Consider the following 11,342-nt stretch of genomic DNA (forward strand, 5'->3'; position numbering starts at 1 on the left):
CGGCATGACCGTGCTCAAGGACCGGGTTTGCGAGCTCTGACCCACCTACCTGCCCGTCGAACCCGGTCTCGCGGACCACCTACCGGCCCGGGGAGCTGGCCCAGTGCGATCTGTGGTTCCCGGCGGTCGACATCCCGCTGGGCTACGGGCAGGCCGCCCGCCCGCCCGTTCTGGTGCTCGTGTCCGGCTACTCGCGGGTGATCACGGCCCGGACGTGGATGAACAACTTCGGCAAGCTTCGCCGCAACACCGAGCGGCGACGCGCATCCGCCGAGTTCTTCCTTGCTCTGGCCACAGCCGTCATCACCGTCCGTAGCCTGATCCGACGAGCCTGGTACACACGCCGGTGGGACACCCGCCCGCGCAGTCCCCGTATCCGATAGCCCAGCTCTACGCCTACTGGCGGACGCTCTTACACGGTGGCCGTGAGCGAGATGTCGATGTTGCCGCGGGTGGAGTTGGAGTAGGGGCAGACACGGTGAGTGGCCTGCATGAGCTGGTCCGCGACCGATTGGTCCAGGCCGGGCAGGTGCGCGGTGAGTGCGACGGCCAGGGTGAAGCGGCCGTCCTCGATCGCGAGCAAACCGACCTCGGCGGTGACCGTGGAGCCGGTGACGAGGGTCTTCTGCCCGGTGGCGATCATGCGCAGGCCGTTGTGGAGGCAGGCCGCGTAGCCGGCGGCGAACAGTTGCTCGGGGTTGGTCTTCTCGCCGCCGGGGCCACCCATCTCCTTGGGGACCGTCAGGTCGGCGTCCAGGACGCTGTCGGGGGTGCGGACGTGGCCGTTGCGGCGGTCGCCGGTCGAGAAGGCTTCGGTGGTGTAGAGCGTCGTGGTGGACAAGGTGTCTTTCTCCTTCGTCACATGGGTGTGGTGCCGTGTGGTGCGGTGGGCCGGTCGATTCCGGCCCACGCCGGTGGAGGCCGGGACGGCGCGACTGTCGGGCGGGTCGGCTCGCGGCTCGGGGGTATGCCTGATCGCGGCGCGGCGCGGCGCTCGGGGCGGCGGCGGCCCGGGTAGGCGGGTGGTGCAGTGCACCGGGTCGGCTACCTGCCCCGGTCGGCGGGCATCGCCGCACGGTGGGGGAACCAGGGCCGGTGGGCGAGGAGGCATGGGCCAGGAGCCGTAGCGCCGTCTGCGCGTCCGAGCCGGGCACGGCGGTGACCACCACGAGCCGGATGCCCACCGCCCGTGGGACCGGGAGCGAATGCTGGAGCACGTCCATCGCCCCGACCATGGGATGGTGCATCCGGTATTCGGCCAGATCCCAGGCCCGGACCCGGTGTTCGCCCCACAGGGCGGCGAACTCTGCCTGCGGACAGTTCGCCGATCAGCGAGGCCAGTGCCGTTTCGTCGGGGTTCTGGCCGACCGTGGCCCTCAGCTTGCCCACGACGTCTCTGGCCTTCCTTGGCCAGTCCGCGCCGTACAGCTCGCGGGTGTGGGCGTCCAGGAAGAGCAGCTTCGCCGTGTTCGGGCGCTCGCCCGCCCGGTTCGGGCCGTCGGGGTCCAGGTGGCCGGCGAACAGCGCGTGACCACCGCGGTTCCAGGCCAGGACGTCGGAGTGCCTGCCGAGCAGGATCGTCGGCGCGTCCCCGAAGACGTCCATCAACGCCCGCATCGGCTCTGTGACCTGCTCGGCAGGCCGACGTCGGCGACGTGTCCGCTGCTGCCGTCCGTCACCGGACAGACGGTGCAGGTGCTGCCGCTCGGCCTCGTCCAACTGGAGGGCGGTGGCCAGCGCGTCCAGGACCTGCGGTGAGGCGTTGAGGGAGACTCCGCGCTCCAGTCGGGTGTAGTAGGCGACGCTGACCCCGGCCAGCTGGGCCACTTCCACGCGGCGCAGCCCCGGGACCCGGCGCTGGTCACCGTAGTCCGGCAGGCCGAGGGCGGCCGGGGCAGCTGGGCTCGCCGGCTGGCAAGGAACTCGCCCAGCGCCGAGGTGCCGTGGGGTGTGGCGGTCATGCCGTTCAGGATCTAGCGCCGTTGAGTGGATGTGCCTGCCCCTGACAGGGTCAGGCTTCCGCCTACCGGACCAACGCCGGGCGCGGATTCACTGCGGGAATGGACTCCACACACGAATCCGCAGCGATCCACTGGGGCGACGCGACGATCACGCCGGTCGTCGACTGGGGCGGCGAGGTCGACCAGGCCGGTTGGCTGCTGCCCGACACCGATCGTGCAGATTGGGAACGCCACCGCAGCCTTCTGACATCCGTCGGGGCCTTGGACCCGGCGACCGACCGCCGGGCGCTGAGCGTCCACAGCTGGCTGCTGCGCGTCGACGGCCTCGCACGCCTCGTGGACACCGGTGCCGGCAACGGCAAGGACCTCCCGGGGCTGCCGCTCTTCGCCGACCTCACCACGCCTATCTCGACCGCCTCGCACGCGCAGGCGTCGCCCCACCGGACGTCGATCTGGTGGTCAACACCCACCTGCACGCCGACCACGCCGGTGGAATGCTGGCTCGCCGTGCCCGGAGCGCCGACCAACTGCGGCCTGCCGGACGTCATCGCGGCGCTGCGCTGGATACGCGACGAGACCCCCGCCTTCGGCGGCGACCCCCGGGCGCGTCACCGTCGCGGGCCAGTCCGCCGGAGCGATGATCGTCTCCGCTCTCCTCGCGTCGCCGTCGGCGAGGGGGCTGTTCACCCGCGCCATCAGCGCCAGCGGCAACGCCGACAACGCGATCGCACCCGATACGGCCGCACGCGTCACCGAGGCGGAAACCGCCTTCGTGGACGTGAAGGCCGACGCGAGGCATTTGTCCGAGGTCTCGGACGAGCGCCTGGTCGACGCAGCCCGCCACATCGCTGCGACCGACTTCGGATTCCTCGGCCGACCCCCGTCGATGCCCACAGCTTTCGCGTTGGTCCTGGACCCGGAGAACCCTGCCGCGGCAACCGGTCGAGGCAGTGGCCGCAGGCATTGCACAGCCCGCGGATCTACTCGTCGGCAACACGACGGAAGAGCCGAACATCTACCTGGTGCCGACAGGCCGGCTCGGCCCCGTTGGCGAGGCGCACGAGCCCACCCGAGCCGCATCCGACGCCCTGCTCGTCGATGCCACCCACCGCCTTGCCGACGCCCACGCCAGGACAGGCCAGCACCTTCGCCTACGAGTTCGCTTGGCGCTCCAATGCGTTCGACGGCAGGCTCGGAGCCTGCCACTGCGTCGACCCCCCTGGGTGTTCGGCACGACCGACCTGCCCGCGCTGAACGGTCGACAGGCTCTGCTGGGTACCGAACGTCCCCATCCGGATCAGGTGTCCCGCGTGCAGGCGTGGATGGGGTTCGTGCGGGACTGAGACCCGGGCTGGCCTGAACACCGCCCCGCCGCACCGTGTCGGACTCTGCGCCCTGAGCGGGCCGCGTTCGGCACGGCCTGCACCGGGGGATGCCTGCTGCGAAGCTTGGCCACACTCCAGTCCGGGTGCCGGGACGGGCAAGGGTTCACGCTCGGGGAGCGGCCGACGGTGCTTCGATGCCCCGGGTCATCAGAGCGAGCGTGCTGTGGGGAGCCTGGTCGTCGATCATGAGCGCGTACATGTCCTCGTCCGCCTCGACGGCGGCGGCGCGAGCGAACATGCCCCGTTCGTGCCGCACGAGCGCGGCCTCCACGTCGTCTGGGTGGGTGGCGAGGGCAAGGCCGAGTTCTGCGCCGTCCTGCATGGCCAGATTCGCCCCCTCGCCGTTCGGTGCCCGGAGGTGGGCGGCGTCGCCGACCAAGGTCACGCCCGGTACCCGCTCCCAGCGGTGCCCGGCCGGCAGGGTGAAGATGCGGCGCGGAACCGGCGGGGTGTCACTCGCGGTGACCAGGGCGGTGAGTTCCGGTGCCCAGCCGTCGAACTCCTCGGCGAGCCGTGCGGCCAGGGTGGCGGTGTCGGTGGGTTCGAGGTCGGTGAGCCAGTCCTGTGGCTTGCGCAACTGCGCGTAGGTGTGCAGGGTTCCGGCGCGCTCGCGGTGGGCCAGCAGGCCCTTGCCCGGGGAGAGGGCGAACAGTGATCCCCCGCCGACCGCCGCCGCGCTAGCCGGGTGCCGGGTGTCGGCGTCGAACAGGAAAGTCTCCACGCTGCAGGTGCCCACGTACTCGGGCGTGGCCGCGGACAGCAGCGGGCGTACCCGCGACCAGGCGCCGTCCGCGCCGACGAGCAGGTGCGTGACGAGCGTGGCGCCGTCGGCGAAGCCGACCTCGTGGCGGCCGCCGTTGACCGAGGTCACGCGCGTGACCTTGCGCCCCCAGCGGACGGTGTCGGGGGGAAGGGAGTCCAGGAGCAGTTGTCGCAGTTCGCCGCGCGGCACCTCGGGGCGCTCGCCCGTGCCCTTGTCGGGGAGGTTGAGCAGCACGGTTCCGGCCCGGTCCGTGATCCGGTAGGACTCGCGGCCCGGCAGGACGAGCCTGCGGAAGCCCTCGGTCAGTCCGGCCGCCTCCAGCGCCTGTTGGCCGTTCCAGGGGTGGATGTCGAGCAGGCCGCCCTGGCGGCGGGAGTCCGGGGAGGGGTCCGACTCGTAGACCGTCGCCTCGATGCTGTGCGTGTGCAGCACGCGGGCCAGGGTGAGGCCGCCCAGTCCTGCTCCGATGATCGTGACCGGTGTCGTCATGGTGTGCCTCCACAGGCGTGCCGGGCTGTCGTCGACCCTCGTTTTGGATCGCCGATCCAAAACGCTAGCACGGGTTTGGATCGGCGATCCATCCATGGGACACTCGAAGCATGGTGAAAAAAGCGGCACCGACCACGACGCGAAGCCGGCGGCGGACGGACAGCCTCTCCAGGGAGGTCATCGTCCAGGCGGCCACCGAACTTCTGGACGGCGGCGGCGAGTCCGCGCTCACGCTGCGCGCGCTCACGGCACGTCTTAACACCGGCTACGGGGCGATCTACCACCATGTCGCGGACAAGGGCGACGTTCTCGCGGCGGCCACCGACGACGTCATCGCCCGGCTGCTGGCCCCCGTCGTCGAGGGCCAGGACCCCCGTGAGGCCCTGCGTGCTCTCGCGCTGGGCCTGTTCGACGCGATCGACGCCCACCCCTGGGTGGGCGCCCAGCTGCCCCGGGAGCCGTGGCGGCCCGCGCTGCTGGACTTCTACGAGAACGTCGGCAGGCTGCTGGACGCCCTCGGCGTCCCCGAGCAGGTGCGGTTCGACGCGGCCGGCGCCCTGGTGAACTACGTGCTGGGCGTGGCCGGACAGAACGCCGCGCACGCCCGCCGCCGCGCCGGGGGCGGCCCCGGCCGGGCGGCCTTCCTCGACCACGCCGCCGGTCAGTGGGCGCAGCTGGACCCCGCCAGATACCCGATCGTCCACGCCGCCGCGACGCAACTGCGCGAGCACGACGACCGCGAGCAGTTCCTCGTCGGCGTGGACATCTTCCTCGCCGGTATCAAGTCCTTGGCATAGCATGCCGCATGAGCATCGCCCGGCCTCTCCCACGCGGCCTGGTCCAGGGCGCTCGTCCGGCGCTGAGGCGTTGCCGTTCGGGCTGGACCCGCCGGACGTCCTTCATTGACTCCGGGTCAGGCTGTGGAGTGCGCGTTAGGTCGGCGAGCCAGAGTCACCGCTGATGAAGACGATTTACTGGTTGTCCTCAGCGAGGGCGACCACGTCGCAGTTGACGGACAGCCGCCCGAACTCGGGGTGCTCCATGGACTTCGTGCGGTGCCCAGGGGCCCGCACCGGATTGGTCGCCCAGATCTCTGCGAACTCTGCGCTGCCGGAATGAAGTTCGGCAAGCAGGGTGGCGAGGCCAGGGTCGTGGGGGTACCGGGCGGCGACGGCGCGCAACCGGGCGACAGCGTAGGTGCCGGACTCCTCGTGGCCGTCCGAGTAGGCCGTGCCGGGCTCCAGGAAGCGGCTACGGGCCAGGTTCGGAGACGGGTCGGGAGCGTCCAGGCCGCCGGGGCTGTGAACGACGGCGATTTTCCCCAGGGGGCCTGTCGGCGTAATTCCCCACCCTCTGGGCGTCAGCTCAGCGGTCGACTGCCCAGGGTGCGTCTGCGGGTGGGGTGCCGGTCGTAAGGATGTGCGAAACGATCCGTAGCGCCTGTGCCAGATGGATCGTGTCGTAGTTGGGATACTCGTCGTGCTGCCCGTTCGCCAGGATGTAGCCGCCGTCTCGGCCTGTGGCTCCGGGGTCGACGGCGTGTTCGCCGGGGTCATCGTCACCGTCGAGTAGAAGGACCATCGCCCGCTCGGTGTTGCTGATGACCCCCAGCGATCTCCCTGTCGAGCTGGTCAGCCAGCTTTCCAGCCGCCCAGCCGCGATGCGTTCCCGCAGCCGCTGCAGTGCCGTCTCGGCGGGCTCGGCCGCCGTGCCGTCGTCGAAGATCCAGGACTCAACCACGGACGAGAGCCTCTCATGGGCGGCCGCGAGCAGGCCGGTCAGCTGCTTGAGGGCTTCTCGCTGGGGTTCTTGGGGCGCTTGTTCGGACGGTAGCTGGGTCCGTTCATGATGACCTGGTGGCTGGTGTTGATCAGCCGGTCCAGGAGCGACTCGGCGACGACGGGGTTGGGGAAGAGGGGATACCAGTCGCTGGGAGCCCGGTTGCTGGTGATGATCAGCGAGCGTCCCTGACGCTCTGAGACGAGTTCGTAGAGGTCGTCGGCCTGGGCCGCGGTCAGTTGGCGCATGGCGAAGTCGTCGAGGATCAGGACGTCGGGGCGGATCAGCTCCCGCATGCGCTTGTCCCAGGTCCGGTCCGCGTGGCCGCCAGCGAGCTCGGCCAGGATCCGGCTGGTCTTGGCGAACCGGACGTGGGCGCCCTGCCGGACGGCGAGGTGCCCGAGGGCCTGGGCGACATGTGTCTTGCCGACGCCGACCGGTCCGAACAAGATCACCGACTCGCCGGCGTGGAGCCAGCGCAGGGCGGCGAGGTCGCGGATCTGGGCCGCGGGCAGCTTCGGTGAGGCGGTGAAGTCGAACTCCTCCAGCGTGACTTGCTGCTCGAACTTGGCTCGCTGGAGGCGTCGTTGGAAGGCGACGGTCTCGCGGCGGGTGATCTCGTCCTGGCAGAGGACCTGGAGGAAGTCCAGGTGCCCGAGCTCGCCGCCGTGGGCCTGGGCCAGGCGGGCGTCCAGGGTCTCGAGCATCCCCGACAGTCGAAGCACTCGGAGCGACTCGCGCAAGGCGGTGTCCAGCACGCTCATCGGGTGGCCTCCGTCGCGTCGTCGGCGCCGTCGTGACCGGGGTCGCGGAGGTGTTCGTCCGTGGTCTGGGAGGGGATGGCGGCGGCGAACAGGCCCTCGGGGCCGTGGAGGAACGCGGACGCCCCGGCGTCGCCGGTCTCCGGTTCGGGGTCTGTCTCGGTGCCGGCGATCAGGATGCCCTTGATGGTGCGGTAGGAAGGGTCCCCGACGGTCAGGGCCTTGCTGCAGGCGGCTTCCAGGCGCTGGTCGCCGTACTTCTTCCGCGGGCCGAGGATCCCCTGGGCGGCCCGGAGCCGGTAGAGAGCGTTGACCTCCAGCAGCAGGTCGATGACCTCGCGGCAGGCGTCGCCGACTTCGGAGGCCTGGCCGCGGCATCAGATCGGCGTCTTCATCTGGAAGGCGATCTTCTCGGGCGGGTAGTCGCCCGGGTCGGTGCGTTTGCCCTGTTCAATGGCGGCGTGGGTCTTGACGAGTTGGCCTTCGTGGAAGACCTGGACCATGGTCGCGGTGGATCGGACGTCGGCCTTGCGGCCGATCAACTTCCAGGGCACTGAGTAGAGGGTGCGGCCGACCTTGATGTGGATGTCCGGGCCGACCTGGGCCTTCGACCAGCGGGCCAGCACGAATGGCTTGTCCGGCAGCGGCAGCAGGGCCTCGGCCTCGACCGCGGCGAACACCGCCGCCGGTGACGCCCCGTTCAGCGGCCGGCAATGCCTCTGTCCGGCCACCTCTCGTGCCCAGACGATCGCCTCGGCCTGCATGTGCTCGATCGAGGTGAACTGGCGGCCGCTCCAGAACGAGTCGCGGACATAGGGCATCGGTCGCTCGCCCCGCGGCTTGTCCTTCGGATGCGACGCGCGAGCCGGATCAGCCAATGCCCCGTAGTAGAAGGCGAGTTCTGCATACGACTTGTTGATCTGGGGGTCGTAGAGGTCGGGCCGGTCCACCGCCGTGCGCAGGTTGTCCGGCACCAGTCGGCGCGGGACGCCGAAGAAGCGGAACGCTTCGACGTGGGCCTCGGTCCAGGCGTGCTGGTCCATGTGGACCACGGGCCGGACGAACATGTGCCGTGAGCTGGGCAGGACCATCACGAATGCCCAGATCCGGTGGCGCTTGCCCGTGGCCGGGTTGATCCACTGCCCCAGGAAGCCGTAGTCGATCTGGGCCTCCGAGCCCGGATCCACCGCATCCCGCAGCACGGTCACCCTCGATCTGGCCGCCATCTCCGGCAGGTTCTCGTGCACCCAGCGGCGGAACGCGGTCAACGAGACCTTCAACTTCTGTCGTCCCGCAGGCGTTGGTGGATCGTGGTGACGGTCGTCGTCTCCAGCAGGGTCTTGATGTAGTCGCGGTGCGGGTCGATCTCCGCCCACGTGACCTGCCGCAGCTTCCGGTCGGCGAGATCGGGGAACCAGACCTTGATCAGCTTGGCCCAGTCCGCCTCGCTCATCGGTGGCCCGCCTGGGGTGATTCCGGCGGCCGTCGCCGGCGCCAGGTACTTCCTGATCGTCTTGCGGTCCACTCCCAGCGATGCGGCCAGCTGGTTCTTCGACCGGCCCGCATACCGTGGACGTAGATCTCGACGATGTCGACCACCGTGAACGTTCTCCTTGCCATCCAGCGTGTCCGCCGACCTCTCGGCCCGTCGGTCGAGGGACCGCGAGACTCCGAGACGGCTACGGTCCTCAACCCGGCACGGACATGCCGCAGGGGAACGCGGATGATTCGGATGGAACGATTACTACCAGGTCAAAACACTCGAACAGGGAGTAGACGAGCCTCGGCCGACGACCGGCATCCCCCTGGAGACCGGCGACCACGAGGGTGGGGAATTACGCCGACACCGGCCACTCGAAGCTGGGGAAAACGCCGACCGTCGACAGGGGCCGACCAACAGGGCGGCTGCCAGCGGGTTCCAGGTTAGGACTTGGGTCGCCATCGGCGACCTCCTCTATACCTCCAACGCCAGCAGCAACAGCGTCAGCGGCTTCCGCGCTTCCGACCGCGGCCGCCACCTCACCGCCCTGGGCCACACCAGTGCCGACCCGGACACCATCTTCGCCGCGGCCTCGCCCAACGGGCGCTTTCTCTACGTCCAGACCGGAGTCAACGGCATCATCGACGAGTTTGCTGTCAACCGCGACGGCACCCTGACTCAGTTCGGCGCCGTGAACTTTCCGGGCGGCGCCGGCAGCCAAGGCATCGCCGCCACCTGACGGCGTGCGGGAGGCACCGGTGGGCGGAACCGCCCACCGGCGCCTCGCGCCGCTCGCATAGGCGCGCGTCTCAGATCCGTGCGGATCAGCGGTGTTCGGGGTTGTCGGAATCGAATCGGCAGCCAGCGTCCCACTCGGAACGCTGGTTCCCGTGAGCGGGGATGCCGCCGGCGTCCTTGAGGATGCGCGCGAGGTGGAGCTGGTTCCAGGTCATGAAGGTCGTGTTGCGGTTGGTGAAGTCGTTCTGCGGACCGCCCGAGCCCTCGTCGAGGTAGGAGGGGCCGGGGCCGGCCTCGCCGACCCAGCCCGCGTCCGCCTGCGGCGGGATGGTGTAGCCGAGGTGCTGCAGGCTGTAGAGGACGTTCATCGCGCAGTGCTTCGCACCGTCCTCGTTGCCGGTGATCAGGCAACCACCCACGCGGCCGTAGTAGGCGTACTGGCCGTGCTCGTTCAGCAGGCTGGAGCACGCGTACAGCCGCTCGATGACCTGCTTCATCACCGAGGAGTTGTCACCGAGCCACACCGGTCCGGCCAGGGTGAGGATGTCGGCGGCCATCACCTTCTCGTAGACGCCGGGCCACGCGTCGGACTCCCACCCGTGCTCGGTCATGTCCGGCCACACCCCGGTGGCGATGTCGAGGTCCACCGCCCGCAGTACCTCCACCTGGACACCTTGCCGTTCCATGGTGGTGCGGCTCAGATCGATCAGCCCCTGGGTGTGGCTGCGTTCCGGGGAGCGCTTGAGCGTGCAGTTGACGACCAGTGCGCGCAGATCGGCGTAGGAGGTGGCAGGGACCGTCACGGGCAGGCCTTTCCCTGGCAGTGGATGAGCACAATCTCCCGCCTACTCCATCAGGTCGGCGTCCACCGTGCTGGCGGAGCCGCGGTGACACGGCGGCTCTTAGCCCGAACTGCTTAGCCCGCCTCCCGGAGGCCGATGCGGGGTGCTCGGGTCAGTCTGCATCTCTCCCGCAGGGAGGATGGGAGGGGCGGCCATCGGGGCGGTGTCGGCCCGATCTTCGCCGCGAAGCAGGCGTCGACCTCGGCGCTCATTGCTGGGACGGCCGGTCCCAGTGCGACTGTATGTGAGCTCTGGTGCTATCCCGGGGCGCACGGCGCGGAGAGTGCCGGGAGCAAGCACGGGCTGGTGGTCGGGGGTCAGGGCTGCCGGATGCCGCCCATCTCCGCCGCGAATGCCACGGGATTGCTGTCGAACCCCCGGATCATCTCGTGCAGCTCCCACCCGCCGGAATCGTCCCGGGTGAACTCCGCCACTGTCGCGGCGGTGGATCCAGCGACTGTGGTGAAATCGTCCGCCAGCAACTCCCGGGACTTCTCAACGATCACCACGCCGGTATTGGGGATGTCACGGAAGACGAGAGGGCCGTCAGCTTGATGGATGGCCACCCCCACGACCACTCGCGCGTACGAGGGGGCCAGGCGGTCGAGCTCCAGGACCATCACCTCGTCGAAGCCGAGCCCTTGGCCGGTCTTGCTGTGCCGGTGCATGTTGATGGTGCCGTCTGGTGACCGACTGTCGTAGTGAACGACGTACACCGGCCGACCGTGGGAGGCATTCACCGAGTAGGTCGCGGCGATGATGTCCAGGTGGTGGGGAGGCTCGCCGCAGGGTGCAGGGTCCCAACGGAGCTTTACTTCGACCTTCGTGAGTTCCTTGTGGACACTGCTCATCGAACGCTGCCTCCCCGAATCAGGCGAGTGCGGGAATCTCCGCATGCTCAAGTATGGTCTTTTAACGGCCTGTTGATCCCTTCATAGCGCGCTTGATCATTGCGGTGCAAGCCATGGGTAGGCGGCCCCGGCGGCGGTCATCGCAGGTCAGCGGCTCGGCTCGGGCGGTCTCGGCCAGGTTGGAGCCCTTCCGGTCTCGACAGCGGTCATGGGGGATATGCGTCGCGCGGCGACGCCTTCCGCAAGCACCGACGGCGGTTCGCTCGTACGGGGCAACTTGTCCACGACTTCTG

At 69.6% G+C, this 11,342-nt stretch carries 9 protein-coding genes and 5 pseudogenes; 4 read left to right on the plus strand and 10 right to left on the minus strand.

The genetic code is table 11. The features are described from left to right. Positions 1 to 212: 212 nt before the first annotated feature. Positions 213 to 383: pseudogene (locus tag TR48_RS41325) on the plus strand (IS5/IS1182 family transposase); the annotation flags it as partial. Between the two features lie 29 nt (positions 384 to 412). On the opposite strand, the gene TR48_RS46100 reads toward TR48_RS41325, so the two are convergent. The 3 genes and pseudogenes from TR48_RS46100 to TR48_RS46110 form a co-directional block, all read right to left on the minus strand. Further along, positions 413 to 841, minus strand: a complete 429-nt coding sequence (locus TR48_RS46100; RefSeq protein ID WP_042374975.1) for an organic hydroperoxide resistance protein — start codon at positions 839 to 841, stop codon at positions 413 to 415. Positions 842 to 1,127: 286 nt separating this feature from the next. Then, a pseudogene (locus TR48_RS46105) lies at positions 1,128 to 1,295 on the minus strand (MmyB family transcriptional regulator); the annotation flags it as partial. A 73-nt stretch (positions 1,296 to 1,368) separates the two neighbouring features. Further along, positions 1,369 to 1,833 (minus strand): annotated as a pseudogene (locus TR48_RS46110) (helix-turn-helix transcriptional regulator); the annotation flags it as partial. Positions 1,834 to 1,990: 157 nt separating this feature from the next. Between TR48_RS46110 and TR48_RS46115 the strand changes: the two are divergent. Together TR48_RS46115 and TR48_RS46740 are read left to right on the plus strand one after the other, a co-directional pair. Next, entirely contained in the window at positions 1,991 to 2,602 is a 612-nt protein-coding gene (locus TR48_RS46115; protein WP_084730063.1) for an MBL fold metallo-hydrolase, read from the plus strand. Further along, positions 2,572 to 3,321, plus strand: a pseudogene (locus tag TR48_RS46740) (carboxylesterase family protein); the annotation flags it as partial. The gene TR48_RS46115 and the pseudogene TR48_RS46740, both read left to right, overlap by 31 nt. Positions 3,322 to 3,449: 128 nt before the next feature. Here the strand turns inward: TR48_RS46740 and TR48_RS36740 are convergent. Then, entirely contained in the window at positions 3,450 to 4,598 is a 1,149-nt protein-coding gene (locus TR48_RS36740) for an FAD-dependent oxidoreductase (RefSeq protein ID WP_042374980.1), read from the minus strand. Positions 4,599 to 4,708: 110 nt separating this feature from the next. On the opposite strand from TR48_RS36740, the gene TR48_RS36745 reads away from it, so the two are divergent. Further along, on the plus strand, positions 4,709 to 5,395 hold the full coding sequence (locus TR48_RS36745) for a TetR/AcrR family transcriptional regulator (protein ID WP_042374981.1): 687 nt from the start codon (positions 4,709 to 4,711) through the stop codon (positions 5,393 to 5,395). 174 nt (positions 5,396 to 5,569) lie between these two features. Here TR48_RS36745 and TR48_RS44025 read toward each other — a convergent pair whose 3' ends face one another. The 6 genes and pseudogenes from TR48_RS44025 to TR48_RS36775 form a co-directional block, all read right to left on the minus strand. After that, positions 5,570 to 6,070, minus strand: coding sequence for an MmyB family transcriptional regulator (locus TR48_RS44025; RefSeq protein ID WP_161789980.1), 501 nt, complete (start codon positions 6,068 to 6,070; stop codon positions 5,570 to 5,572). Next, complete coding sequence (locus TR48_RS36755; RefSeq protein ID WP_042374982.1) at positions 5,964 to 6,338, minus strand: hypothetical protein; 375 nt, start codon at positions 6,336 to 6,338, stop codon at positions 5,964 to 5,966. Before TR48_RS36755 ends, TR48_RS44025 begins: the two co-directional genes overlap by 107 nt. Before the next feature lie 38 nt (positions 6,339 to 6,376). Continuing rightward, on the minus strand, positions 6,377 to 7,141 hold the full coding sequence (gene istB / locus TR48_RS36760) for an IS21-like element helper ATPase IstB (protein ID WP_042374983.1): 765 nt from the start codon (positions 7,139 to 7,141) through the stop codon (positions 6,377 to 6,379). After that, positions 7,138 to 8,737: pseudogene (istA, locus tag TR48_RS46935) on the minus strand (IS21 family transposase). The gene istB and the pseudogene istA overlap by 4 nt, the downstream one beginning before the upstream one ends. A gap of 705 nt (positions 8,738 to 9,442) precedes the next feature. Next, positions 9,443 to 10,159 (minus strand): flavodoxin family protein, encoded by a 717-nt coding sequence (locus TR48_RS36770; protein WP_152628389.1) that lies wholly within the window; start codon positions 10,157 to 10,159, stop codon positions 9,443 to 9,445. Positions 10,160 to 10,515: 356 nt separating this feature from the next. Continuing rightward, complete coding sequence (locus tag TR48_RS36775) at positions 10,516 to 11,094, minus strand: TerD family protein (protein ID WP_268873623.1); 579 nt, start codon at positions 11,092 to 11,094, stop codon at positions 10,516 to 10,518. Positions 11,095 to 11,342 lie beyond the last annotated feature (248 nt).

Source organism: Streptacidiphilus neutrinimicus (genome assembly GCF_000787815.1).
Taxonomy (GTDB): Bacteria; Actinomycetota; Actinomycetes; order Streptomycetales; family Streptomycetaceae; genus Streptacidiphilus; species Streptacidiphilus neutrinimicus.

Excerpts from the sequence above, each read along its gene's own strand:
- TR48_RS46115 (WP_084730063.1), top strand. The coding sequence starts at position 1,991 with ATGTGCCTGCCCCTGACAGGGTCAGGCTTCCGCCTACCGGACCAACGC.
- TR48_RS36740 (WP_042374980.1), bottom strand. The coding sequence starts at position 4,598 with ATGACGACACCGGTCACGATCATCGGAGCAGGACTGGGCGGCCTCACC.
- TR48_RS36745 (WP_042374981.1), top strand. The coding sequence starts at position 4,709 with ATGGTGAAAAAAGCGGCACCGACCACGACGCGAAGCCGGCGGCGGACG.
- istB (WP_042374983.1), bottom strand. The coding sequence starts at position 7,141 with ATGAGCGTGCTGGACACCGCCTTGCGCGAGTCGCTCCGAGTGCTTCGA.
- TR48_RS36775 (WP_268873623.1), bottom strand. The coding sequence starts at position 11,094 with ATGCGGAGATTCCCGCACTCGCCTGATTCGGGGAGGCAGCGTTCGATG.